Annotated in this window: 24 protein-coding genes; 7 read left to right on the top strand and 17 right to left on the bottom strand. The window is 54.8% G+C overall.

The features are described 5' to 3' along the window. The first annotated feature begins 131 nt into the window (after positions 1-131). The 3 genes from CWM66_RS06140 to arsC are packed head-to-tail and all read left to right on the top strand — an operon-like array spanning position 132 to position 2,223. Positions 132-452: a metalloregulator ArsR/SmtB family transcription factor gene (locus tag CWM66_RS06140; protein ID WP_007373717.1), complete on the top strand. Its 321-nt coding sequence runs from the start codon at positions 132-134 to the stop codon at positions 450-452. Between the two features lie 43 nt (positions 453-495). Continuing rightward, complete coding sequence (locus CWM66_RS06135; protein WP_107146360.1) at positions 496-1,785, top strand: arsenic transporter; 1,290 nt, start codon at positions 496-498, stop codon at positions 1,783-1,785. 12 nt (positions 1,786-1,797) lie between these two features. After that, positions 1,798-2,223 carry a glutaredoxin-dependent arsenate reductase gene (gene arsC, locus CWM66_RS06130; protein WP_007373719.1) on the top strand — a complete coding sequence of 142 codons (426 nt, stop codon included), beginning with the start codon at positions 1,798-1,800 and terminating at the stop codon, positions 2,221-2,223. Between the two features lie 86 nt (positions 2,224-2,309). Here the strand turns inward: arsC and CWM66_RS06125 are convergent, their stop codons facing one another. The 5 genes from CWM66_RS06125 to CWM66_RS06105 form a co-directional block, all read right to left on the bottom strand. After that, entirely contained in the window at positions 2,310-2,564 is a 255-nt protein-coding gene (locus tag CWM66_RS06125) for a DUF1471 domain-containing protein (protein ID WP_007373720.1), read from the bottom strand. Between the two features lie 210 nt (positions 2,565-2,774). Then, complete coding sequence (ompC, locus tag CWM66_RS06120) at positions 2,775-3,902, bottom strand: porin OmpC (RefSeq protein WP_007373721.1); 1,128 nt, start codon at positions 3,900-3,902, stop codon at positions 2,775-2,777. A 164-nt stretch (positions 3,903-4,066) separates the two neighbouring features. Next, positions 4,067-4,525, bottom strand: coding sequence for a hypothetical protein (locus CWM66_RS06115; protein WP_071920439.1), 459 nt, complete (start codon positions 4,523-4,525; stop codon positions 4,067-4,069). A 243-nt stretch (positions 4,526-4,768) separates the two neighbouring features. Beyond that, positions 4,769-5,125, bottom strand: coding sequence for a helix-turn-helix domain-containing protein (locus tag CWM66_RS06110; RefSeq protein WP_007373724.1), 357 nt, complete (start codon positions 5,123-5,125; stop codon positions 4,769-4,771). A gap of 103 nt (positions 5,126-5,228) precedes the next feature. Next, positions 5,229-5,483 (bottom strand): YdgH/BhsA/McbA-like domain containing protein, encoded by a 255-nt coding sequence (locus CWM66_RS06105; protein WP_007373725.1) that lies wholly within the window; start codon positions 5,481-5,483, stop codon positions 5,229-5,231. Positions 5,484-5,755: 272 nt separating this feature from the next. Here CWM66_RS06105 and CWM66_RS06100 point away from each other — a divergent pair, with 272 nt between their 5' ends. Beyond that, the gene (locus tag CWM66_RS06100; protein ID WP_007373726.1) at positions 5,756-6,652 is read left to right on the top strand and encodes a LysR family transcriptional regulator; all 897 of its coding nucleotides are present in this window, start codon (positions 5,756-5,758) and stop codon (positions 6,650-6,652) included. Between the two features lie 356 nt (positions 6,653-7,008). Further along, positions 7,009-7,905, top strand: coding sequence for a LysR family transcriptional regulator (locus tag CWM66_RS06095; RefSeq protein ID WP_007373727.1), 897 nt, complete (start codon positions 7,009-7,011; stop codon positions 7,903-7,905). On the opposite strand, the gene CWM66_RS06090 is transcribed toward CWM66_RS06095, so the two are convergent. From CWM66_RS06090 to CWM66_RS06035, 12 genes are all read right to left on the bottom strand, one after another. Then, positions 7,874-8,281: a helix-turn-helix domain-containing protein gene (locus CWM66_RS06090; protein WP_035886088.1), complete on the bottom strand. Its 408-nt coding sequence runs from the start codon at positions 8,279-8,281 to the stop codon at positions 7,874-7,876. The two genes, CWM66_RS06095 and CWM66_RS06090, sit on opposite strands and share 32 nt — an antisense overlap. A 138-nt stretch (positions 8,282-8,419) precedes the next feature. After that, on the bottom strand, positions 8,420-9,655 hold the full coding sequence (locus CWM66_RS06085) for an EAL and HDOD domain-containing protein (RefSeq protein ID WP_007373730.1): 1,236 nt from the start codon (positions 9,653-9,655) through the stop codon (positions 8,420-8,422). A gap of 282 nt (positions 9,656-9,937) precedes the next feature. Continuing rightward, entirely contained in the window at positions 9,938-11,224 is a 1,287-nt protein-coding gene (locus CWM66_RS06080; protein ID WP_090397361.1) for a Zn-dependent hydrolase, read from the bottom strand. A 15-nt stretch (positions 11,225-11,239) separates the two neighbouring features. Then, entirely contained in the window at positions 11,240-12,688 is a 1,449-nt protein-coding gene (hydA, locus tag CWM66_RS06075) for a dihydropyrimidinase (protein WP_090397358.1), read from the bottom strand. A 25-nt stretch (positions 12,689-12,713) separates the two neighbouring features. Further along, positions 12,714-14,018 (bottom strand): NAD-dependent dihydropyrimidine dehydrogenase subunit PreA, encoded by a 1,305-nt coding sequence (gene preA, locus CWM66_RS06070; protein WP_081120832.1) that lies wholly within the window; start codon positions 14,016-14,018, stop codon positions 12,714-12,716. After that, on the bottom strand, positions 14,011-15,405 hold the full coding sequence (locus CWM66_RS06065; protein ID WP_107146359.1) for an NAD(P)-dependent oxidoreductase: 1,395 nt from the start codon (positions 15,403-15,405) through the stop codon (positions 14,011-14,013). Before CWM66_RS06065 ends, preA begins: the two co-directional genes overlap by 8 nt. 203 nt (positions 15,406-15,608) lie before the next feature. After that, the gene (locus tag CWM66_RS06060; RefSeq protein WP_007373735.1) at positions 15,609-16,256 is read right to left on the bottom strand and encodes a TetR family transcriptional regulator C-terminal domain-containing protein; all 648 of its coding nucleotides are present in this window, start codon (positions 16,254-16,256) and stop codon (positions 15,609-15,611) included. Positions 16,257-16,297: 41 nt separating this feature from the next. Continuing rightward, positions 16,298-17,311 carry an ABC transporter substrate-binding protein gene (locus CWM66_RS06055; RefSeq protein WP_035886058.1) on the bottom strand — a complete coding sequence of 338 codons (1,014 nt, stop codon included), beginning with the start codon at positions 17,309-17,311 and terminating at the stop codon, positions 16,298-16,300. A 45-nt stretch (positions 17,312-17,356) separates the two neighbouring features. Further along, on the bottom strand, positions 17,357-18,436 hold the full coding sequence (locus CWM66_RS06050; protein ID WP_233218363.1) for an ABC transporter permease: 1,080 nt from the start codon (positions 18,434-18,436) through the stop codon (positions 17,357-17,359). Then, positions 18,433-19,314: an ABC transporter permease gene (locus tag CWM66_RS06045; RefSeq protein ID WP_107146358.1), complete on the bottom strand. Its 882-nt coding sequence runs from the start codon at positions 19,312-19,314 to the stop codon at positions 18,433-18,435. Before CWM66_RS06045 ends, CWM66_RS06050 begins: the two co-directional genes overlap by 4 nt. Then, positions 19,304-20,143, bottom strand: coding sequence for an ABC transporter ATP-binding protein (locus tag CWM66_RS06040; protein ID WP_035886055.1), 840 nt, complete (start codon positions 20,141-20,143; stop codon positions 19,304-19,306). The genes CWM66_RS06045 and CWM66_RS06040 overlap by 11 nt, the downstream gene beginning before the upstream one ends. A 509-nt stretch (positions 20,144-20,652) precedes the next feature. Next, positions 20,653-21,420: an SDR family NAD(P)-dependent oxidoreductase gene (locus CWM66_RS06035; protein ID WP_107146357.1), complete on the bottom strand. Its 768-nt coding sequence runs from the start codon at positions 21,418-21,420 to the stop codon at positions 20,653-20,655. 182 nt (positions 21,421-21,602) lie between these two features. Between CWM66_RS06035 and CWM66_RS06030 the strand changes: the two genes are divergently transcribed. Together CWM66_RS06030 and CWM66_RS06025 are read left to right on the top strand one after the other, a co-directional pair. Beyond that, positions 21,603-22,940, top strand: a complete 1,338-nt coding sequence (locus tag CWM66_RS06030) for an aspartate aminotransferase family protein (RefSeq protein WP_107146356.1) — start codon at positions 21,603-21,605, stop codon at positions 22,938-22,940. Positions 22,941-23,098: 158 nt separating this feature from the next. Then, positions 23,099-23,806 carry a GNAT family N-acetyltransferase gene (locus CWM66_RS06025; protein ID WP_107146355.1) on the top strand — a complete coding sequence of 236 codons (708 nt, stop codon included), beginning with the start codon at positions 23,099-23,101 and terminating at the stop codon, positions 23,804-23,806. Positions 23,807-23,840 lie beyond the last annotated feature (34 nt).

The following is a 23,840-nucleotide window of genomic DNA, read 5'->3' as shown; positions in this document are numbered from 1 at the left end:
ATTCCACGCGACGATGTTACTCAGAAGCGAAACGCTTCGTTCCACGCCAGACTCTTTACCTCAATGTGTCGCTTTAAGTTATTACATATATGATTTACCATATGTGTAAATGAACGCCATCGAGACTCAGCATGCTACATCCGGTTCAGCTTTTCAAAACGCTCTCCGATGAAACCCGCCTGTCAATTGTGATGCTGCTCCGCGAATCCGGAGAACTCTGCGTCTGCAATCTCTGTGCGGCAACGGGAGAATCGCAGCCCAAAATTTCCCGCCATATGGCGATCCTGCGTGAATACAACCTGGTTATCGACCGGCGTGAGGGGAAATGGGTTCATTATCGTCTCTCTCCGCATATTCCGGCCTGGGCCGCTGACGTCATTGATACCAGCTGGAACTGCCTGCGCGAAGAGACGCGCGAAAGGCTAAAAACCGCCGCGTCCGGCAGCTGTTAACGCCTCAAACATATTCATAAATTCAGATGTGATGGAGTAAGTGATGTTACTGGCAGGGGCAATTTTTTTGTTCACTCTGGTGCTGGTTATCTGGCAGCCGAAGGGGTTGAGTATTGGCTGGAGCGCGGTGATCGGCGCCGGGCTGGCAATGGTCTGCGGGGTGATTCACCTCAGCGATATCCCGGTGGTGTGGAATATTGTGTGGAATGCGACGGCCACCTTTATTGCGGTCATTATTATCAGTCTGTTGCTGGATGAATCCGGCTTTTTCGAATGGGCGGCGCTGCATGTTGCCCGCTGGGGAAACGGGCGCGGTCGGCTCCTGTTCACTTATATTGTATTGCTTGGTGCTGCGGTGGCAGCATTGTTCGCCAACGATGGCGCGGCGCTGATCCTGACGCCGATTGTTATTGCCATGCTGCTGGCGCTGGGGTTCAGCAAACGTGCCACGCTGGCCTTTGTGATGGCGGCGGGGTTCATTGCGGATACCGCCAGTCTGCCGCTGATTGTCTCGAATCTGGTCAATATCGTCTCGGCCGACTTCTTCCGGCTCGGGTTCAGGGAATATGCCTCGGTGATGGTACCGGTGGACATCGCGGCGATTATCGCGACGCTAATCATGCTGCATCTCTTCTTTCGCCGGGATATCCCGCCGGTGTATGACATGGAAAAACTGCGGGAGCCAGCGCTGGCGATTAAGGATCGTGCAACATTCCGCGCCGGTTGGGTTGTTCTGCTGCTGTTGCTGGTCGGTTTTTTTGTGCTGGAGCCGCTGGGTATTCCGGTCAGCGCCATTGCGGCAGTTGGCGCGCTGATTCTGTTGGCGATGGCGAAAAAAGGTCATGCCATCAATACCGGTAAAGTGCTGCGCGGCGCCCCGTGGCAAATCGTGATTTTTTCGTTGGGGATGTACCTCGTCGTCTATGGCTTGCGCAACGCCGGATTAACCGCGTATCTCACCGACATTCTGAATATGCTGGCCGATAAAGGATTATGGGCAACCACGTTGGGAACGGGATTCATCACAGCGTTCCTCTCTTCGGTGATGAATAATATGCCGACGGTGCTGGTGGGCGCGCTGGCTATTGATGGCAGTTCGGCAACCGGCGTAATGAAAGAAGCGATGGTTTATGCCAACGTGATTGGCTGCGATCTTGGGCCAAAAATCACGCCGATTGGTAGCCTGGCGACGCTGCTGTGGTTGCATGTGCTGGCACAAAAAAATATACGCATAAGTTGGGGTTACTACTTCAGTACCGGTGTGGTCATGACGCTGCCGGTGCTGTTTGTCACGCTGGTGGCGCTGGCGCTACGCCTCTCTATTCATCCGTAACGGGACACTGCTATGAGCAACATCACTATTTATCACAACCCGGAATGCGGCACGTCACGCAATACACTGGCGATGATCCGTAACAGCGGCGAAGAGCCGACCATTATTCTCTATCTTGAGACGCCGCCGTCGCGCGATGAACTGAATAAGCTGATTGCGGATATGGGCATTTCGGTGCGGGCGCTGCTGCGTAAAAACGTCGCGCCTTACGAGCAGTTGGGGCTGGCGGAGGAGACATTCACCGATCCGCAGTTGATCGATTTTATGCTGCAGTATCCGATCCTGATTAATCGCCCGATTGTGGTGACGCCATTGGGGACGCGGCTGTGTCGTCCTTCGGAAGTGGTGCTGGATATTCTGCCCGGTCAGCAAAAAGGGGCATTCACGAAAGAAGATGGCGAGCAGGTTGTGGATGCCGCAGGCAAGCGAATCGTATAACGGCTTTTCAGGATGCGAAAAGAGAAGGGGGGCATGGCTGGCCCCCCTTTTTTCATTCACCGGTTGCCGGATATCCGGCCTGCGGCTTATTTATACAGCGTCGCAACGCCGTAATATTTATCATCGCCACCGGCAGAAACGATTTTAAAGCTGCTGGCACCCTCTTGCGTTGCTTTCTGATTCAGCTGGTGTTGCAGGTCGCTTAAGGTATCGGCACCGGAAACGGAGACGCTGCCAATCGGCTGCATTCCGGCAGCCGAGGTCACTTGAGTTGCTGCCCAGGTTGCCGTAGAGAAAATAACCAGACTCGTTGCGAAAAGCGCTGCTGTAACCTTTTTCATCTTAACCACCTCATACTATACAGAAGTAAATAAATCGTCTTTACAGCTGCTATTTTACGCGGCGAGGCTGACAGGATTCTGACCTGAAAATTACGAACTTGTCAGATAACAAAACTCAACAATTCTTTTAATAAAAAGAGGTTACGCATAGGGAAGAATACAAAATCAGCGGGGAAAAGAAGAGACGGCGAGCGCCGCCTCTGTACAGAATCAGAACTGATAAACCATACCTACAGCGACAACGTCATCGGTATTGATGCCAGCCGCATCGGTGAATTTATCGTCATCGATCAGGTTAATTTTATAATCGACGAACATATTGAAGTTTTTGTTGAAATAGTAAGTTGCACCCAGGTCAACATATTTTTCGATATCTTCATCACCGTAGCTAACACCGCTGGTATTGCTGCCGATTTTTTTGCCTTTCAGCGCGTTATACGCAACGAACGGCTGTAAGCCAAAGTCGAACTGATAGCTGGCATAGGCTTCAAAAATCTGCGATTCGTTAGCATAACCGAAAGTCTGCGTATCGCTGGATGAGCTACCAAAGCGTGAAGCGTTATAAGCCTGAGTAAACATGGCTGCCAGATAAATATTATTGGCGTCATATTTGATTGCGCCGGAATAGGCTTCTGCGCGTTTGCCGCTGCCATAAATATTGGCTGTATCATTCTGTGCATTAGTGCGATCGGCAGAACTCATCGCGCCGACAACGCTTACGCCTGCGCCAATGTTATATTCCAGCGACATACCGTAGCCGTCGCCATTCTGGCGCAGCACATTACGACCGGCTCCAGATTCACCCGCGCCGTCATTTTTACCCTGATATTGCAGGGAGAAATTCAGACCATCGACCAGGCCGAAGAAATCAGTATTGCGGTAAGTCAGCATGCCATTACCACGGCTGAACATAAACTGATCGGAACCGTAGGTCATGCCATCGAACTCAGGCTGCATATCGGTATAACCCAGTGAGTCATACAAAACGCCTTTATTACGACCGTAATCCAGTGAGCCATAATTGGCGAATTTTAAACCAGCAAAACCATAACGAGTACGCGGTGTATTGGTATCGCCTTCGGATTTATTGGCATCGATATGCATCTGCCACTGGCCGTAACCCGTCAGTTGGTCGTTGATTTGTGTTTCACCACGGAAGCCAAGACGCATATAAGTCTGGTCGCCATTCCAGCCGCTATTATCAGAAAAATAATGTTCTGCTGAAATCAAACCATATAAGTCTAACTTATTACCGTCTTTATTATAGATTTCCGCAGCCTGTACAGAAGAGCACAGCACTGCAGCAGAGACTAAAAGACTCAGTTGAGAAATTTTCATATAAATAAACCCTTAGAAATTGCCACTGTTTTTTAATAGCAACAAGAATCCGCCACCATTTATGAAAATGATTCATGGTTAATTCAGGTTGTACCACACTGTTTATCACCGGGGATCCGTGTCTGTAAATATGTAAATTGTTTTTAGCACAGATTGATAAATATTTACATTGATTCGGTTGAACTATTTTTTATCGCACATATCGATAATATTTTTGCGCCGTAAGTGGGGTAAGTTAACAGCGTTTTATTAACCTCATTGCATTTTTTTAGTTGTCTATTGCTTATTTTTTTAATATCCCCGGGGTATTCCCCGGGAGTTTTATTGGCAATATGTGCTTTTAAATTTGCAGGGTTAATTAGGTGGCTATTTTGGTTGGCCGCTAATAGCGGGTATTTGATTTTTAAATATCTGCCGCTGCTGCATGGGTAAATATAATTAATATAAATTAAAATAGCGGAAAATAAAAAAGGCCGGAAATTCCGGCCTCTGGCTTGAAATGACTCGTCGTCCTTATCGTGGCTTCGCGTGTGTCCATCGTCTTCACGCCGCTCTCCGGTTGAATTACCGGCGCTGACGGGGTTGCCGTGGATTTTCACCACTGCGTTCGATGCGAGCGACATCCTGCAACCCCCTGTGAGCCATCGCGGTTCACTTTCAGCAGAATATTGGTGAGCTCTTCCGCCGGGGTGAGTTTGTTGGGATCAAACCATGCGCACATCGCTGACGACGAACCGACAGCGATGTTGCCGACGCCAATGCGATGCCCGCAGGCATCACAATAATCGCCAGCACCCAGGCAAAAATGGGGCGGCTGATGAAAAAATCGACATCAAAGAGTCCTCGAAAGCAAAGGGCAGGCAGAATCAAACTGGTGCGTGGGAGGTTTCTGTCTTGCCGTTTAAACGCCGAAAGCGGGAGGGCGGTAAACGGTATTTTTTTGCAAAACTACGGGTGAACGACTGTTGCGAGTCGAAGCCATATTTCCACGAAATTGAGAGTATGCTTTCGTCACTCTGGATTAAATCTCGTGCTGCCATTTCCAGTTTTCTGTCGCGAATATAATTCGCCAGGTTGGTATTCTTCACCTGATAGAAAACGCGTTGCAGATGCCACTTTGAATAGCCGGAACGCTGTGCCACATCTTCTATTTTCAGCGGCTTATGAATGTTGCTGTCAATCCAGATGAGTAATTCATCAATGATATGTTCGAGTTTGACCACTGAAGCATCCTTTTTAGTAACCTTGATTTTTTGTCAACCACAATCCCGGTTGATTAAAATTCCAGACGTCTTCGGTGAATGAGCTGTGGGGATTGTCGTGCCGTTATTTATAAATTTCGGCATCACCGTGTAGCTTATTATTGCCGGTCGTCGATAATACCCGAAAAGCGCTCGCACCCTGCCGATCGGCTTTTTCGGCAAGCTGATTCACCAGTTCATCCAGCGTCAGCGCATTGCTGACAGAGACCACGCCAATTCTTTGTTTACCTGTGCTGTCGCTAATTTGTTCAGCGGAAAATGCCTGTTGTGTTGTGCCTAAAATAAACAGGGTGGCCATGATAAAAGTGAAACGTTGCATAAAAACCTCGTCAGTTTTGTGGGGGATATTACTGCCATAACGACCGTGATATTACCGTCTGGATGAGCACTGATTAAGGGGTGATTATTACTTGAGGTTATGAAGTAAATTCATTAAAGGTGTTTTCAGAGGATGTCTATAACATGAAAACAAGTGACCTGCTTCGCAATTGGAGCCATTTTGCCGCACGATTCGTGAATTATGAACATATATTTAATGGCAGGCAGAGTGTAGCATAACCCGCAATGACATAATCTGACAAAGGAGCAGAAATGCTAAAAGATAATTTTAACGATCTGTTCTATTTAATTGTGGTAGCGCGGGAACGGAGTTTTACCCGCGCGGCAGCAAAATTAGGCGTATCGCAATCGGCGCTTAGTCATGCTATTCGCGGGCTGGAAGAGAGACTGCAAATTCGCTTATTAACGCGTACTACCCGCAGCGTCGCACCAACCGACGCGGGTGAGTCATTAATTAATAGTATTGGCCCACGTTTTAAAGAGATTGAGGAAGAGCTGATTGCACTGACCGATATGCGCGATCGCGTGGCGGGGAATATTCGCATCAATCTTGGTGAACACGCTTTGCATTCCACCGTGTGGCCCGCGCTGCAGCCGTTTCTCGAAACCTACCCCGATGTTCACGTTGAATTAACCATTGATAATACCCTGACCGATATTGTCGCCGGGCGCTATGATGCCGGTATCCGCCTTGGCGAGCAGGTTGCCAGAGATATGGTTGCGGTGCGTATTGGCCCCGACTGGCGCATGGTTGTGGTGGGTTCTCCGGCTTATTTTGCGCGTTACGGTAAACCGCAAACGCCACATGATTTACAGAGCCACAACTGTATTAATATGCGCTTGCCGACGCTCGGCGGATTATACGCGTGGGAATTTTCTAAAGACGGACAGGAGATTCGCGTACGGGTCGAAGGGCAATTAACCTTCAATAATCTGGCTTCGCGTATTAATGCGGCAACCAGCGGAATGGGGCTGGCGTTCGTGCCGGAAGATTGCGTGGCCGATGCGGTGGCGCAGGGAACGCTTGAGACTGTGCTCGATGAATGGTGCGAACCTTTTCCCGGCTACTTTCTCTATTATCCGAGCCGAAAACAACATACCGCCGCCTTTGCGCGTTTAATTGACACGCTGCGTTACTCCGCGCATTGAATAAGCCCGATGACGCCGCACCAGCGGAGCTGCGTTTTACCGCGCCACCCTATCAATCTGAAAGAGGCCGGTGGCGAGAAAAGTATAAACCTATTATTAATGTGGCTTGTGTTTATGAGCGATATTCATAGATAAAAGCAGCGGCGAAATAATAGACGTAAAAAAACGAACTCTAACAGCAGGCTGACAGCCTGATGACATTTCTGTTAGGTGTTCATGCAATATTTCAATTAGTAAGAATAATAGCTTGAAGTGTTAAATCCCTTGTCGAAATATCAGCGTATGCTGACGCCGGGAGTTGCCTGAAAAGGATTTCTGCACATAAAAATTAACGTTGGGAATAGTGCATAAAATCAATGCTACGAGAGAATATTGTCAATCTGTTATCGTTTATTGAAGTGGCTCGTGAGTGCAGTTTTACGAAAGCGGCGGCAAGACTTGGCGTTACCCAATCGACATTAAGTCATTCGGTGAAAACGCTGGAGGAGCGTCTGGGGGTGAAATTGCTGATCCGCACCACGCGCAATGTCGCGCCAACGGATGCTGGCGAACAGTTACTGAATATCCTTGTTCCACGTCTGGGGGAAATTGATGAAAAGCTCAACGATCTGGCAAGTAATAACAGTTCGCCGGTGGGAAATATCCGCATTGCCACCAGCGAACATGCTGCGGATGCTTATTTATGGCCAAAGGTAAAAGAATTCCTCGCGGCCTGGCCAAAAATTAATGTCGAACTGTTTATCGACAATGGTTTTAATAATATTGTCGCTGAACGTTTTGATGCTGGCGTCAGGTTAGGAGAATTCATTGAAAAAGATATGGTTGCGGTACGCATCAGCCCCGATTTTCGTATGAAGGTGGTCGGCTCTGCAGACTATTTTTCACGCCATTCCGCGCCTGTAACACCGGATGATTTACATCAGCATGAGTGTATTAATTTTCGACTCTCGACGAGCGGAGGTATTTATTGCTGGGAATTTGCCAGGGCCGGGCAGGAAATTAAAGTTAAAGTGAAAGGGCGATTTATTGTCAATACTGTGAGGCAGTGCGTTGAAGCGGCGAGTGCCGGGCTTGGTCTGGCTTATGTGCCTGAGGATCTTGTTAACGATGCGCTGGCATCCGGCGAGCTGGTACAGGTGTTAGAGGAGTGGTGCCCGGTTTTCCCCGGTTATTTTCTCTATTACCCGAACCGGCAACAGCACAGTAATGCCTTCCATTTATTTATTGAAGCCGTGCGTCGCCATCCGTTTTGAAAAAACCTTCCCGACAATAAAGTTTAAGCACCATCTCATCAGGGATCATGTAACCTTTTCCCGCCACCCGCACTATAAAATCTTCCGGTAAATCAAACTGCTCCAGCTTGCGCTTCAGGTTATTCATCACCTGCCACAAACGCTGGCTGGAGCAGCGCAGGCCGTGGTTTTCCCATACCTGGATCTGTAATGCTTTATCCGCCACCACGGTGCCAACTGCATGACTTAACAGGTAGGTCAGCAAATTAGCCATTGTTAGCCGTAAACTGACATTACTTTCCGCAGAACCATAGCGGATAAGGCTTTTTTTAAAAGGTACAAATTCTATTTCGCTATTTTTACCCAGGCGATAGCCATAAACAGTGAGTTTTTCCATCGTTTCAATCCAGATGTTCAGGGAAGAGGATGAAAAGCGCAAAGTGCCTCTTTTCCGTCTTCTCTGAAAAGGCGACCATCGGAGGGAAGAACTTAAATCGTGGTGTAAAAAAACTGTCGTCTCTGTACTGCTCTGGCCTCAGAGGCTGTCAGAAGGAATATCGTCGGTCCATTTGGTTGCCGCTTTAATCAGTTCCGCAATCATGCTGCGGTTGAAACCCAGACGGTGACCAAGGGCGCTGACCTCTTCCCACTGGTGCTGTTCGTAGAGTTCGATCAGGCGCAGGTAAGGGTACAACGTGCCTTTTTTTTCCCGCAGCGCCAGCATGACGTTGGCGGAGATATCGATCTGGCTTATCAGATCCGCCATCGGCATTTCGAAAATGCTGTCGAGCTGTGAGAAGAGGCCGACGATAAACGCGTCGTCTGCGGAGTGGCGGCTAATCGAGTGCGCCGATGCCAGTTCGCAAAACTTGGCGCGAATCAGGCTCTGGCGATAAATATCATCGGTCTCGTCTTTATTGACCGATGTCAGGCAGGAGACCAGCACAAAGCGGCGCAACTCATTGGTGCCAAGATAGAAAATAATGTCTTTTAACGACTGGCTGCGGATATGTTTAATGCCGCGGGCATTAAAGACAATATTTTGCGCATAACGCATGATTTTGAACGACAGCGCCAGATCCTGCTTCAATAGCGCCTCGATCTTGCTGAAATCCGGCGAATCGGTATTCACCTCTTTCATCAGTTTCAGGGTGATGGCCTGGTTTTGAATCAGCTTGTTGCCGGAGTGGATCACCGGTCTGCTGAAAAAATGGCCCTGAAACAGCGTGCAGCCTATATTTTTAAAACACTCATACTCTTCCTGCGTTTCGACTTTTTCCGCCAGAAACACCGTATCTTTTAGTAAGGCGCCTTTGTCTTTGATATAGCCGCTTATTTCTTCCGGCGTGTTTATCCGCACATCGAATTTAATGATGTTGATATAGGGGAGAAAGGCATTCCAGCCATCGCCAAGTTCGAAGTCGTCCAGCGCAATGCGAAAGCCATGCGCAGAAAGCTGTTTTACTGTATGCAGCAGCAGCGGCGTCGGTTTGGCCGTTTCGAGAATTTCCACAATCACTCTATCTTTCGGCAACGTTTCCGCCATGCCCTGCACCAGCAATTCATAGGGGAAGTTGACGAAAATAGCGCTGTACTCTTTCAGACGGCCCAGCGGCGCGCCGAGAAATTGTTCCACAATAATTTGAGCAGTCGCGTACTCCGGCGTTACGTCGGGAAACCGGTTTGTCATACTGTCTCTGAACAACAACTCGTAACCGACTGTGTTCATATTTGCATCAAAAATCGCCTGGCGGGCGACAAAAGAGAACATGCGAAACTCCACTTACAGATGCCTGCAAATCTTTTAAAAGTCGGTAATGCGCGAGTTTGACCTGGTCAACCCCCGCCATTTTTCCGCAGGGTAAAATGGAAGCCTGGACGAAAACGGAAAAGACGCAAGTCGGAGCTGGGGAAGGCAGTATCTTTTGTAAACTTCCGGGGAATTTAAGTCAAATTCGGAATGGCAGAATCATACAGTATTGCGATATTTATCGGCAACTGAGGCAAGAAAATAACCCGACGGCAGACAATCGGGTTATTTCCCTCACGGACATCAGGTATTGCGCGCCACGACACCGGCTTTTTCCAGCATCGCATGCAATAACACATTGGCACCGGCGCTCACCTGTTCTGGCGACGAATACTCAATTTCGTTATGGCTGATGCCGTCCTTGCAGGGAATAAAGATCATTCCGGTCGGTGCCAGCATGCTCATATATACGGCGTCATGTCCGGCGCCGGAAACAATATCCATATGAGAATAACCTAATTGCTGCGCCGCCCGGCGTACAGCCTCTTTGCAATCGGCATGGAAGGGCGCTGCCGGGTACTGCGACACCTGGCGCAGAGCGATATCCAGCCCGGTTTTCTGCGCCGTTTGCTGGATAACGGCTTTCAGCGCGGCATCCATTTTATCGACCTCGGCATCGGTCATATTGCGAAAATCGATGGAGAAGGTGACGCTGCCCGGCACCACGTTACGGCTGTTCGGATGCACCTGCACCATGCCCACCGTTCCGCGCCCGTGCGGGGCAAACTGGTTGGCGATGGTGATCACTTCCTGCATCAGACCGGTTGCCACTTGCAGCGCATCTTTGCGCATCACCATTGGCGTTGGGCCAGCGTGCGACTCCATCCCCGTAACCGTGCAGTCATACCAGCGGATCCCCAGCACCGCCTGCACCACGCCGATGGCGACATCCTGCTCTTCCAGAATCGGTCCCTGCTCGATATGAGCTTCAAAATAGGCGCCAATCGGATGCTGGCCTGGCGTATGTTCGCCCGCATAGCCAATGTTGAACAGCTCATCGCGTACCGTTTTGCCTGCGGTATCGGTTGCCGCATAGGCGTGTTCCAGCGAAAAAATCCCGGCAAAAACGCCAGAACCCATCATCACAGGAACAAAGCGCGAACCCTCTTCGTTAGTCCAGAACACCATCTCGACGGGGGCTTGTGTTTCAATGCCGTTGTCGTTGAGCGTGCGGATCACTTCCAGCGCGGATAACACGCCAAAGTTACCGTCGAATTTGCCGCCGGTCGGCTGGGTATCGATATGGCTTCCGGCGACGATGGGCGGCAGGCTGTTATTCCGCCCGGCGCGGCGCATAAAGACATTGCCGATTTGGTCTATTTCCACCGACAGCCCGGCCGCTTTGCCCCAGCCGACCACCAAATCGCGCCCCTGGCGATCAAGGTCGGTGAGCGTCAGGCGACAACAACCGCCTTTCGGCGTTGCGCCGATTTGCGCCAGATCCATCAGCGACTGCCACAGGCGCTGGCCATTAATACGCAGGTCGCCCGTCGCAACCACGGCGTCCGGCGCGGAGATCGTTTCACTCATCTTTTTTCTCCCAGGTTAACGTTGCACGGCCTGCGGCGCACGATGGCGCTCCCAGACCGCGGCGGCACTGAAATCCGGTCCGAAGGCCGGGCGTTTGATATAGCGTCCTGCGCCTTCGCGCGCGCGCAGTTCACCGTCAGCCCAGACCACCACGCCCTGGCTGAGGGTATAAGCCGGGACGCCGGTGACGACGCGGCCCTCGAAAATATTGAAGTCGTTGCGTGAATGGTGGGTCGCAGCAGACAGTACCTTGCTGCCCTGCGGATCCCACAGCACCAGATCGGCATCCGCGCCTGGCGTGATCACACCTTTGCGCGGGTAGATGTTAAAGAGCCGCGCGGTATTGGCAGAGGTGATGGCGACAAACTCACTCGGCGTCAGACGGCCACTGTTAACGCCTGCATCCCATAGCACCATCATACGTTCCTCCACGCCGCCGCAGCCGTTCGGGATTTTGGTGAAATTATCCAGTCCGGCGGCTTTCTGGCTGTCGCAGAAGGTGCAGTGATCGGTGGCAGTGGTATGAAGCTGACCGGACTGCAAACCGTGCCACAGCGCAGCCTGGTGCGATTTATCACGAAACGGCGGGCTCATCACATGGGCGGCAGCGAAGGCGAAATCGGGGTGACGGTAAACGCTGTCATCCACCACCAGATGGCCCGCCAGCACTTCGCCGTAAACGCGCTGACCGCGGCCGCGCGCGCGGGCAATGGCTTCTGCCGATTCCCGACAGGAGACATGCACTACATAAATCGGCACACCCATAATGCTGGCGACGGTAATCGCGCGGTTGGCGGCTTCACCTTCCACTTCCGGCGGACGCGAGAGGGGATGCGCCTCCGGGCCGGTGATCCCTTGTTTCAGCATCTCCTGTTGCAGCAGATACACCATCTCGCCATTTTCCGCATGCACCGTTGGCATGGCGCCCAACTCCAGGCAGCGGCGAAAACTGTTCATCAGCGTTTCGTCGTCGCACATGATGGCGTTTTTGTAGGCCATAAAGTGTTTAAAACTGTTCACCCCTTCCTGCTGTACAAGCTGCCCCATATCCTCACGCACGCTCTCATCCCACCAGGTAATGGCGACGTGGAAGCTGTAGTCGGCGGCGGCTTTTTCTGCCCAACCGCGCCACTGCTGATACGCCTCCATCAGCGGTTGCTGTGGATTGGGGATAACAAAATCGATAATCGTCGTGGTGCCGCCCGCCAGCGCGGCGGCGGTGCCGCTGTAGAAATCATCGACCGTTGTCGTACCCATAAACGGGAAATTCATATGGGTATGCGGATCGATGCCGCCGGGCATCACATACAGGCCTCCGGCATCAATGACTTGTGTGTGTGCCGGAAGATCCCACAGTGAGGCGTCGCCGACGGCGGCGATCAGGCCATCAACGCACAACACATCGGCGCGGCGCTGGCAGTCCGCATTGACCACCGTGCCGCCTTTAATCAACACTTTACGCATGCTCTTCTCCTGTGCCTGACCCGGTTTACGCCGTGGTCGCCATCGGGTTATTGGGGTGGGTTGTCCAGTTGGCGTACTGGTCGGAAACCACGTTTCCGGTGCGTTTATCCACTTCGCCGGGTTGCAGGTGGCGCAGCGAAATACAGTTTTCTACCGGGCAAACCGAGGCGCAGAGGTTGCAGCCAACGCAATCTTCCTCGCGCACAGCGAAATGGCGCTCGCCCATCAGGCTGGTGGAGATCGCCTGGTGCGAGGTGTCTTCGCATACCAGGTGGCAGCGCCCGCACTTGATGCAGCTTGTCTGGTCGATGACGGCTTTTTCGACGTGATTAAGGTTGAGGTAGCGCCAGTCGGTAACGCTGCCCAGCGCCATGCCGCGAAAATCCTCCAGCGTGCGAAACCCTTTCTCATCCATGTAGTTTTCCAGGCCGCTTATCATGTCGCGCACAATCTGAAAGCCGTGCACCATTACTGCCGTACAGACCTGGACGGTGCCGCAGCCCAGCGCGATAAATTCGGCGGCATCGCGCCAGGTGGAGATACCGCCAATGCCGGAGATCGGCAACCCGCGCATTGGCGCGTCGCGGCCAATTTCCGCCACCATATTCAGCGCAATGGGTTTCACCGCCGGGCCGCAGTAGCCGCCGTGGGAACCCTGATTGCCGGTGTGCGGCGTCATCAGCATCTGGTCGAGATCAACGCCCATCACCGAATTGATGGTATTGATCAGAGAAACCGCATCCGCGCCGCCCGCTTTTGCCGCCCGCGCCGGGTAGCGGATATCGGTAATGTTCGGCGTCAGTTTGACGATCACCGGCAGGCTGCAATACTGCTTGCACCAGCGGGTGACCATTTCGATATACTCCGGCACCTGGCCGACCGCCGCGCCCATGCCGCGCTCGCTCATGCCGTGCGGGCAACCGAAGTTCAGCTCAATGCCGTCCGCGCCGGTGGCTTCCACCTGCGGCAGGATCCATTTCCATGCCTCTTCCTCACAGGGCACCATGATCGACACCACCACCGCCCGATCCGGCCAGCGCTGCTTAATCCGCGCGATCTCTTCAAGGTTGGTCTCCAGCGAGCGGTCGGTTATCAGCTCAATATTGTTCAGTCCAAGAATACGGCGGTCCGCGCCGCGTAGGGTGCTGTAGCGCGGCCCGCAGACATTGACGACGTGCGGATCAAGCCCCAGCGTTTTCCACACCACGCCGCCCCAGCCAGCCTGGAACGCGCGTTCGACGTTGTACTCTTTATCGGTGGGCGGTGCTGAAGCCAGCCAGAACGGATTGGGGCTGTGAATGCCGAGAAAATTACTATGTAGATCAGCCATGAGACGGCTCCTGGAAAAAGGTGGCATTGGCGGCATCGGCCTGTGAAATGGCCAGTGCCAGCAGGATGGAGCGGGCGGCGGCTTTGCCCTGTTTAACCGCATCGACAGTGAGATCCAGCCCGCCTGCGCAGCAGTCGCCACCGGCCCAGACGCCGGGCAGCGAGGTGCGTCCTGCCTCGTCAACGGCGATGCGCCCGCCGCTTAATGCCACGCCCTGCGCCGGGCGCGGATCGTAGGTTTGCCCAATCGCTTTCAGCACCATATCCGCCGCCAGCGTGAAGGTTTCACCGCCAGGCGTCAGCCCTGCATCGGTCTGTTGCATGAGGGAAAAAGTGACGCCGGTTAAGCGGTTATCCTGCTGCTCAAAGCGCAGCGGCGCGGCGAGAAAGCGCAATGTGACGCCGCACGCTTTTGCCCACTGCTGCTCTTTCAGGGAGGCTTTCATCTGGCTTTCGCCACGGCGGTAAACCAGGGTGACTTCGCGCGCGCCAAGCTTTTTCGCCTGCACGGCGGCATCCACCGCGGTCATTCCGCCGCCAATCACTACTACATTGCGACCCACTGGCATCTGGCTGAGATCGGCACACTGGCGCAGTTCGGCAATAAACTCGACGGCTTCGCGCACGCCGTGCGGCTCTGGCGTATCACTGTCGAGCGCATTCACGCCCGCTAAACCGGTGCCAAGGAATACCGCGTCATACTCTGCGCGCAGTTGCGCCAGCGTGAAGTGCTGGCCCAGCGTTTTGCCGCAATGCAGGGTGATACCGCCTACCGACAGCAGCCACTCCACTTCCAGCGCCGGAAAATCCCCGGTCACTTTGTAACGGGCCAGACCGTATTCGTTCAGACCACCAGCTTTCGCGCGGGCATCAAACAGATCAATCGCATGCCCGGCGAGCGCCAGCGCATGCGCCACGGTCAGCCCGGCAGGCCCGGCGCCGACAATCGCCACGCGTTTACCGCTGCTGGCGGCGCGGGTAAACAGCGGTTTGCCGGGAGCGGCGAAAAAGCGATCGGTGGCGTAGCGCTGCAAACGGGCGATATCCAGCGGACGGCCATCCTGCGCATTACGCACGCAGGCCTGCTCGCAGAGGGTTTCGGTCGGGCAGACGCGTGAGCAGGTGCCGCCAAGAATATTGGCCCGCAGGATCACTTCCGCCGCGCCACGATCGTTACTCTGCGCGATGCGCTGAATAAAGCTCGGCACATCGATCTCCGCCGGGCAGGCGCGGGTGCAGGGGGCATCAAAGCAGTAGTAGCAGCGTTCCGCTTCCAGCACCGCCTGTGTGGAAGAGAGCGCGGGGTCGCAATCGCTGAACGCACGGGCATACTCCGCGGGCGTCAGCCGACCGGGGTAGATCCCCGGCGTATCGAGTGTGTTCATCATGCCTCCTGAATAATCCTGACCAGATGGTTAAGTTTTCACAAATAGCCATGCGATTTGTGTGCCATATTGACGGCAACAGCAGCAGGGCAGACAAAATCAGCGGTTCAGGGATCTTCAGGATCGATTGCACTAAAATGATCGTCGCATTTTGGTGCATTTCGCACCAAATTTGCCGATTATTGCTGCATTTAGCAGCAAGAAGGTTATTCCAGACCGCAGATGCGCCAGACGGCGCTCAGCACATGCTGCGTGGCGCGCGACTGCATCGTGTCGCTGTGAGCATCTTCGCCGCAGACGGCTTCCACCTGGATATCGAAATCGGCATAGGTTTGCGTCATCGACCAGACAGTAAAGAAGAAGTGCGTGGTATCCAGCGTGCGCATTTTACCGGCGGCAATCCAGCCATCGAGGATGCGCGCTTTCTCTTCCACCAGTTGTCGCAGTTCGCTTTTCAGTAACGGATGCACAACCTGTGCGCCTTGCAGGATCTCGTTGGCAAAGAGTTTGGAGGCTTCCGGGCGGCTGAAACTGAAGTGGATTTTGCGCCCGACATACTCCGCCAGCGCGCTTTTCGGCTCGGCGCTGGCGCAGATCCCCTCCAGCGGCGACAACCAGTCGTGGAGAATGTTTTCCAGCACCCGCAGGTAGAGATTGTGTTTGTTGCCGAAGTAGTAGTGCAGATTGGCTTTCGGCAGACCTGCGGCATCGGCAATCTGTTGCATCGTCGCGCCGCGAAAGCCGTAGCGGGCAAATACGCGCTCCGCCGCTGGCAGGATAATGGCTTCGTTATCCTGACGAATGCGTCCCTTATCGGGTGACTCCACCACGCCGTGGAGAAGAACCTCATTCATAGTGTGCTCCGTGAGAAAACCGCCCTCCCTGGCGGCGGGGGTTATTTCAGTTTGGCGGCGGCGTCCCAGACTTCGTGCGTCATACCGCTGTCGCCCGGATCTTTCTTGATAACCGGCGTATCGCCACCGCTGTGCAGCAACACGTCGATGGTGCGACGGTACGCGGCCGGATCGAGATAGCCGATTTTCGGCGTATTGGCGTTGGTAATAAGCTTCGCCACGTTCTCCATCTGGCGAGTCTGCACCTCTTCCGTGGCAGCGCCGGAGGCATCTTCTGCCACCACGATTTTCGCCGCTTCATCCGGGTGTTTCACCGCGTAATCCCAGCCTTTAAACGACGCTTTGAGGAATTTCGCCATTTTGCTGACAAACGCCGGATCTTTCAGATCGGAACCGAGGACATACAGCCCATCTTCCAGCGTAGAAACGCCCTGATCCTCATACGGGAAGGTGATTAAGTCGTCCTGCTTCAGCCCGGCGTCGATCAACTGCCAGTATTCGTTGTAGTTCATGGTCGAAATACAGGCGGCCTGATCCTGTAACAGCGGATCAACGTTAAAGCCCTGTTTTAAAATGGTGATGTCTTTACCCGGTTTGAGGCCCAGCTTGTTCATCCAGTTAAAGAACGGGTATTCGTTGCCGCCGTACCAGACGCCAAGGGTTTTGCCTTTGAAATCGGCCGGGGTTTTGATGCCGCTCGATTTTTTACAGGTCAGCATCATCCCGGAACGATCGTACACCTGGGCGATATTCACCAGCGGCACGCCCGCTTCGCGCGAGGCCAGCGCATCCGGCAGCCAGTCGACAATCACATCGGCGGATTTACCGGCAATCACCTGCACCGGGGAGATATCCGTGCCACCGGGCTTAATGGTGACATCCAGCCCTTCATCCTGATAAAACCCTTTTTGCTGCGCCACGTAATAACCGGCGAACTGTGATTGCGGCAGCCACTTCAGTTGCAGTGTGACTTTCTCGGCGGCGGCCGCCTGAAAGGCCAGTACAGACATTGCCGCCAGCAACAAACCCCGGCGCAAAGCGAAACTTTTTATCATTAGAGAACTCCTCGGGTTAGTGAACCTGGATAGGTGCTAATTGTTTTACTTCTGAGCGGCGCTCCCACGTAGCGTGGGGTGCCAGAAATTCACGCGCCGGTCGAGCTGAACCAGCAGGCTGTAGAACAGGGAACCGGCGATCGAGGCGACAACAATTGCCGACCACACTACCGGCATATGCATGCGCGCCGACTCGGTGGAGATGCGAAAGCCCAGTCCGGCGGTTGGCGAGCCGAAAAATTCCGCCACAATCGCGGTGATAAGCGACAGTGTGGCATTCACTTTCAGAGCGCTGAAAATAAACGGCATCGCGGCAGGCAGACGCAGCACCCGCAGGCTTTGCCCCGGCGTGGCGGCATAGCAATACATCAGTTCCTGCTCCAGCTTGCCGCTGGCTTTTAACCCGGCCAGCGTACTGACCAGCGCCGGGAAGAAGGTCACCAGCGTGACCACGGCGGCCTTGGAAGGCCAGTCAAAGCCAAACCACATCACCGCAATCGGCGCGACGCCGACCAGCGGTACGGTGCTGGTAAGGCTGGCCACCGGCAGTAATCCGCGTTGTAAAAACGGCAGGCGGTCGATAAGAATCGCCACGCCAATCCCCAGCCCGCTACCGAGCAGATAACCTGCCAGCACGGATTTGATCACCGTTTGCAGCACATCGCCCGCCAGCAGCGGAACGCTGTTGACCAGCGCGGCAAGAATGTCCAGCGGCGCGGGCAGAATGACCTGCGGAACGGCAAAACCGGTGACCAGAATCTGCCAGAACCACAGCAGCCACAGGCCGAGCAGCGCCGCGACGCTGGCTGCCGGAAGCGTTGAGCGCGCCAGACGTTGCACGCTGACCATCGCCAGCAGCGCTACGGCGCCCAGCGTCAGACCGTGAATCGGCTGCCACGCCAACCACAGTACGCTCGCCAGCAAAGTGACGGCGAACAGAGCGCCGCGCAGAAGGCTGAAGGTGGCGGTACACCCTGCCAGCGCGCACAGCACCAGCAGGATATTGACCAGCAACAGCGGAGCCGATAACGGCGTTTGCCCGCTCAACTGGATCAGCGACAACATCAACAACAGCAGCGCGCCGACCAGTAAAAACGTGCCGGGTATCGCAGTGCGTTTCATCATCCCCCCTTACGCTGGCGCATCACCAGCCGTTCCGTGAGCGTGACCAGCCCGGTTAACGCCAGCCCAAGCAGCGAGGCCATCACCAGCGCCGACCAGATCTGAATGGTGTTGCCATAGTAGGAGCCGGTCAGTAGCCGCGCGCCCAGCCCGGCCTGCGCCCCGGTGGGCAGCTCGGCCACCATCGTGCCGACCAGACCGCTGGCAATCGCCACGCGAAACGCCGGAAACAGATACGGCAGTGAAGAGGGCAGGCGCACAGTCCAGAAGATATCGACCCGCCGGGCAGCCCAGGTGTGCATCAGTTCCATCTCCATTTTTTGCGGCGAGCGCAGTCCCTGCACGGTGGCGATGGTGACCGGGAAGAAGCAGAGATACATGGCGATAGTGGCTTTTGGCAGCATGCCGGTGATGCCGACGCTGCCCAGAATGATCAGCACAATGGGCGCTATCGCCAGTACCGGAATGGTTTGCGAGGCGACGATCCACGGCAGTAGCGCTTTATCCAGTGTGCGCGAGTGAACAATGCACACCGCCAGCACCACGCCGAGTACCACCCCCATGGCAAAACCCGTCAGCGCTGCGCTGGCGGTGACCCAGGTATGCAACAGCAGGTTGCGCGGTGAGGTAAGCGGCCACTGGGTGATGCTGTTCCAGATATCGATGGCAATCTGGTGCGGTGCGGGCAGCAGCGGACGGCTGGCATTCAGCGCGGCCTGCATCACATCGTGATAATTCCACGCGCCGCGCGGGACCAGTACGCGGTCAATCACGCCGGGCGCATTCAGCGCCAGCGCCAGCAAATACCACAGTACCAGCGCGACCAGCAGCACCATGCCCACTGGCAGTGCGTTCGCAATAAGACGCCGCTCAGCGATCATGATGTCCCTCCACCAGCGCTTCGCGCACCTCCTGCGCCAGTGCGAGGAACGCGGGCGTATTGCGGATCGCCAAATCGCGCTGTGCCGGAAGCGGGGAGTCGATCACCTTCACGATGCGCCCCGGACGCGGCGACATCACCACGATTTTGGTCGACAGATAGACCGCTTCGGCAATGGAGTGGGTAACAAACACCATCGTGCGCTGCTCGTTGTACCACAGTTGCTGAAGCTGCTGATTGAGGTTGTCGCGAGTCAGTTCGTCGAGCGCGCCGAAGGGTTCATCCATCATTAAAATTTTCGGCTCAAAGCCGAGCGCTCGCGCGATAGACACGCGCTGTTGCATGCCGCCCGAGAGCTGCCACGGGTATTTTTTCTCAAAACCCTTCAGGCCAACGCGTGAAAGCTGCTCACGGGCGATTTCATCGCAGCGTTCTGGCGGTACGCCCTGGATCTGCAACGGCAATTTGACATTGGCTATCACGGTGCGCCACGGCAGCAGCACCGGGGCCTGGAAGACATAGCCATAAGCCCCCGCCTGGCGCGCTTCCGACGGCGACATATCGTTCACCAGCACATCGCCGGAGGTAATCGGCTCAAGATCGGCAATAACCCGCAACAGGGTGGTTTTGCCGCAGCCGGATGGCCCGATAAACGAGACAAACTCGCCCTGGCGAATCGTCAGATTAATGTCCTGTAACGCATGTACGGGTTTATCCGCCGCCGGATAGATAACGCTGGCCTGACTGACGGTTATGGCGGGCCGCGCTGTGGCGCTGGCGGTCTTTAAGGACACCACTGCGCTCTCCTCAGCAAACATCACCTGGCTCATCCTGCTCCCCCTGTTTTTTGACTAACTGGTTAGGTTTCTTTTTCACCATGCCATTTTTGTGCCAGGGGTTAATTTCCGCATTTTTACTGCATTTGGCTGCACGATAATGAATTTTACTCATCAATTTAGTGCAGATGTCGGCGCGTTTGCTTTGTGATGGGGCAGGGAGGGGGATCGGGGTGGGAAAAGGCAGCATAAACAGGCGCAGCGCGCGTGGTTAGTGACAGTTGTCGTATTTCTGCGTGCCAGTGGCGCGAAAAGAATGATCGACGTCATACATCTTTCGCGCCGTGCGCGTTACATATTGCCAGGATTAATCCGATTGACTATTATCTCTACACCCCTTACAGAGCTAACGCCACATCTTATGTGAGTGCCGGAGATAAGCGCCGGGCGGGGTAAAACCTTGCAGTACTTAGCTACACTTAAAACACCAGGCCCTGGCATCAGCCGGGGCGTTTTATTTTGTACGCCAGTTAACCCCCTCCCCGCAGGAAGAGGGCGGTAACTCAGTCGCGGTCGATGGCAAACGGCTGCCAGGCCTGACGCACCGGCATCACTTCCACGCGGTTGATATTCATATGATCCGGCAGAGTGGCGATGTAGAACATCTGTTCGGCAATATCCTGCGCGGTCAGCGGCGTGGTGCCGCGATAGAGGTTATCCGATGCGGCCTGATCGCCTTTGGTGCGCACCAGTGTAAATTCCGTTTCCGCAATCCCCGGCGCTAAATCGGCCACACGCACCCCGGTACCGAGTAAATCGCAGCGCAGGTTATAGCTGAACTGCTTCACAAATGCTTTGGTCGCGCCATAAACATGGCTGCCAGGATAGGGCCACTGCCCGGCAATTGAACCGATATTGATGATAGAAGCGCCTGCGCCGTGTTGAATCAGCGTGGGCAGCAGGGCGTGGGTCACATTGACCAGCCCGGTCACGTTGGTATCGATCATGGTCTGCCAGTCTTCAAGATCCACGCGCTGTGCAGGTTGCGGCGACAGCGCCAGCCCGGCATTGTTGATAAGCGCGGTAATATCGGCGAACTCAGCTGGCAGCGACGCCACGGCGCTTTTCACTGCATCTTTATCGCGGACATCCAGCTCAATAATATGCACCGGCACTTTTCCCTGAAGGCGGTCTTTAAGGCTTTCGAGACGTGCCAGACGACGCCCGCTCAGCACCAGCGACCAGCCCGCATCGGCAAACACCTGCGCTGCCGCTTCGCCAAAACCGGAGGTTGCGCCGGTAATAAACACCACTTTCTTTGCTTCACTCATCGTCTTCTCCTGTGCGGGTTTGTGACGTCACTATAAAAACGCCCGCCCGCGCCAGACAGTGCCAGTTGTTATGTCGCGGTGTGACACCTGTGTCACATGTTGCTAACACGACTGGCTCTATCCGCGGTTTGCCCGCGCGCCGCATGATACGGACAACAATAACGGCATGAGAGGAGCAGGATATGAAACTGGCACTTCAGAGCGAGATGGCGATAACCAACGACGACGTACGTCAACTGGACCGGTCGTATGTGTTTCATTCATGGTCGATGCAGGGCAACCTTAACCCGATGGTGATTGCCGGGGCGAAAGGCTGTGAGTTGTGGGACTACGAAGGCAATATGTATCTCGATTTCAGCAGCCAACTGGTGAACGTTAATATTGGTTATCAGCATCCGCGCGTGCTGGCGGCGATGAAAGCACAGCTTGACGAACTGGTGACGATCGCACCGGCGACGGCCAACCTGGCGCGCGGCGAAGCGGCCAAACGCATTGTCTCGCTGGCGCCGGAAGGTTTCAGTAAAGTCTTCTTTACCAACGCCGGGGCGGATGCCAACGAAAACGCCATCCGTATGGCGCGTCTCTACACCGGGCGCGACAAGATTTTCTCCGCCTACCGCTCCTATCACGGCAATACCGGTAGCGCGATTGCCGCCACCGGCGACTGGCGGCGCGTACCGAACGAATATTCACGTGGGCATGTGCACTTCTTTAACCCGTACCTCTATCGCAGCGAATTCAACGCGACGACGGAAGCCGAAGAGTGCACACGTGCGCTGGCGCACCTGCGCCGCATGATTGAGGTTGAAGGGCCGGCATCTATCGCCGCGATCCTGCTCGAATCCGTACCGGGAACGGCCGGTATTCTGGTGCCGCCGGAAGGGTATATGAAGGGCGTGCGCGCGCTGGCCGATGAGTTTGGCATTGTGCTGATCCTTGATGAAGTGATGGCCGGTTTTGGCCGCACCGGTAGCTGGTTCGCTTTTGAACAGGATGGCATCGTGCCGGATCTGATCACCTTCGCGAAAGGCGTTAACGCCGGTTATGCGCCCGCAGGCGGCGTACTGATTTCGGAGCCGATTTCACGCTACTTTGACGACCACTTCTTCGCGGGCGGTCTGACTTACTCCGGCCATCCGCTGGCAATGGCAGCGATTGTCGCCACGCTGGATGCGATGAAAGAGGAGAAAGTGGTGGAGAATGCGGCGCTGGTGGGTAACGGCGTGCTGCGTCCGGGGCTTGATGCGCTGGCGGCGAAACATAAGCTGATTGGCAACGTGCGCGGGCGCGGCATGTTCCAGGCGATGGAACTGGTCAGCGATCGGCAGAGCAAAACCCCGCTGGCGGCGGCAGAGATGGGATCCATCAAAGCGGCGCTCACGCAGGCCGGTATTTTGAGTTTTATCGTCGAAAACCGCATCCACGTGGTGCCGCCTTGCACCATGAGCGCGGAAGAAGTGAATAAAGGCCTGGACATTTTTGACCGTGTTCTGGCGCAATTTAGCCATTTCGCGAAATAATCCCTCTGGCGTCAGAGCTTTCTGACGCCAGACCTGCTCATTCCTCTGATTTGAAAAGCTTTTTTAACAACGCCCCCCAATTTTTAGCACTATATTCCGGCGCGCAGACTTGATAAAACATCTCTTTTATATTGGTCTTTTTTGCCGGGGAGAGAAACGTGCCGGAAATCAATCACTTTGGTCAAACAGTCGGCGACAGGCTGCCGCACTGGAACGGTGTTCAGCCGCTGCCGCACAGCGTGTTGCCGGGCCAATATTGTCGGCTCGAACCGCTCGACGCCAGAACGCATACGCACGATCTCTTGCAGGCTTACGCGCAGGCAGAAGATGACAGCGGCTGGACCTGGCTGGCGGGCGAACGGCCTGACGGGCTGGAGAGCATGGCGCGCTGGATCGTCGGTAAAACGCTCGACACCAGCGTAGCGCCTTTTGCCGTGGTGGAAAATGCCAGCGGCGATGCGCTCGGCGTGATTGCCTGGCTGGCGATCAACGCCGACAACGGTTCGGTAGAGATTGGTCATGTCACCTGGTCGCCGCAGATGCAAAACAGTGTTCTCGGCACGGAAGCGATATGGCTGATGCTGCGCCACGCTTTTGCCTGCGGTTATCGCCGCGTGGAGTGGAAATGTGATTCGCTGAATGTCGCCTCGCGCCGCGCGGCAGAACGCATCGGTTTCACCTGGGAGGGGCGCTTCCGCCAGCATATGGTGCGCAAAGGGCGCAATCGCGATACCGACTATTTATCGATGCTGGACAACGAGTGGCCGCTGCGCGACGCCGCCATTTCCGCGTGGCTGAACGCGGATAACTTTGACGCGCAGGGGCAACAAAAACAGAAACTTGATACCTTCCACGAACAGCAGTAAGCCACCGCGCACTGGTGGCTGCCGGTGCGCGGCA

Origin of the sequence: Kosakonia sp. H7A, assembly GCF_003028445.1 — a bacterium.
In the GTDB taxonomy this organism is placed as follows: Bacteria; Pseudomonadota; Gammaproteobacteria; order Enterobacterales; family Enterobacteriaceae; genus Kosakonia; species Kosakonia radicincitans.
Note: the sequence above shows the minus strand (reverse complement) of the source record. Positions and strands in the feature narration are given on the sequence as shown.

What these genes read in the sequence shown, in the direction of transcription:
- CWM66_RS06140 (WP_007373717.1), top strand. Translation starts at nt 132, where the DNA reads ATGCTACATCCGGTTCAGCTTTTCAAAACGCTCTCCGATGAAACCCGC.
- CWM66_RS06135 (WP_107146360.1), top strand. Translation starts at nt 496, where the DNA reads ATGTTACTGGCAGGGGCAATTTTTTTGTTCACTCTGGTGCTGGTTATC.
- arsC (WP_007373719.1), top strand. Translation starts at nt 1,798, where the DNA reads ATGAGCAACATCACTATTTATCACAACCCGGAATGCGGCACGTCACGC.
- CWM66_RS06125 (WP_007373720.1), bottom strand. Translation starts at nt 2,564, where the DNA reads ATGAAAAAGGTTACAGCAGCGCTTTTCGCAACGAGTCTGGTTATTTTC.
- ompC (WP_007373721.1), bottom strand. Translation starts at nt 3,902, where the DNA reads ATGAAAATTTCTCAACTGAGTCTTTTAGTCTCTGCTGCAGTGCTGTGC.
- CWM66_RS06115 (WP_071920439.1), bottom strand. Translation starts at nt 4,525, where the DNA reads ATGTCGCTCGCATCGAACGCAGTGGTGAAAATCCACGGCAACCCCGTC.
- CWM66_RS06105 (WP_007373725.1), bottom strand. Translation starts at nt 5,483, where the DNA reads ATGCAACGTTTCACTTTTATCATGGCCACCCTGTTTATTTTAGGCACA.
- CWM66_RS06100 (WP_007373726.1), top strand. Translation starts at nt 5,756, where the DNA reads ATGCTAAAAGATAATTTTAACGATCTGTTCTATTTAATTGTGGTAGCG.
- CWM66_RS06095 (WP_007373727.1), top strand. Translation starts at nt 7,009, where the DNA reads ATGCTACGAGAGAATATTGTCAATCTGTTATCGTTTATTGAAGTGGCT.
- CWM66_RS06090 (WP_035886088.1), bottom strand. Translation starts at nt 8,281, where the DNA reads ATGGAAAAACTCACTGTTTATGGCTATCGCCTGGGTAAAAATAGCGAA.
- CWM66_RS06085 (WP_007373730.1), bottom strand. Translation starts at nt 9,655, where the DNA reads ATGTTCTCTTTTGTCGCCCGCCAGGCGATTTTTGATGCAAATATGAAC.
- CWM66_RS06080 (WP_090397361.1), bottom strand. Translation starts at nt 11,224, where the DNA reads ATGAGTGAAACGATCTCCGCGCCGGACGCCGTGGTTGCGACGGGCGAC.
- hydA (WP_090397358.1), bottom strand. Translation starts at nt 12,688, where the DNA reads ATGCGTAAAGTGTTGATTAAAGGCGGCACGGTGGTCAATGCGGACTGC.
- preA (WP_081120832.1), bottom strand. Translation starts at nt 14,018, where the DNA reads ATGGCTGATCTACATAGTAATTTTCTCGGCATTCACAGCCCCAATCCG.
- CWM66_RS06065 (WP_107146359.1), bottom strand. Translation starts at nt 15,405, where the DNA reads ATGATGAACACACTCGATACGCCGGGGATCTACCCCGGTCGGCTGACG.
- CWM66_RS06060 (WP_007373735.1), bottom strand. Translation starts at nt 16,256, where the DNA reads ATGAATGAGGTTCTTCTCCACGGCGTGGTGGAGTCACCCGATAAGGGA.
- CWM66_RS06055 (WP_035886058.1), bottom strand. Translation starts at nt 17,311, where the DNA reads ATGATAAAAAGTTTCGCTTTGCGCCGGGGTTTGTTGCTGGCGGCAATG.
- CWM66_RS06050 (WP_233218363.1), bottom strand. Translation starts at nt 18,436, where the DNA reads ATGATGAAACGCACTGCGATACCCGGCACGTTTTTACTGGTCGGCGCG.
- CWM66_RS06045 (WP_107146358.1), bottom strand. Translation starts at nt 19,314, where the DNA reads ATGATCGCTGAGCGGCGTCTTATTGCGAACGCACTGCCAGTGGGCATG.
- CWM66_RS06040 (WP_035886055.1), bottom strand. Translation starts at nt 20,143, where the DNA reads ATGAGCCAGGTGATGTTTGCTGAGGAGAGCGCAGTGGTGTCCTTAAAG.
- CWM66_RS06035 (WP_107146357.1), bottom strand. Translation starts at nt 21,420, where the DNA reads ATGAGTGAAGCAAAGAAAGTGGTGTTTATTACCGGCGCAACCTCCGGT.
- CWM66_RS06030 (WP_107146356.1), top strand. Translation starts at nt 21,603, where the DNA reads ATGAAACTGGCACTTCAGAGCGAGATGGCGATAACCAACGACGACGTA.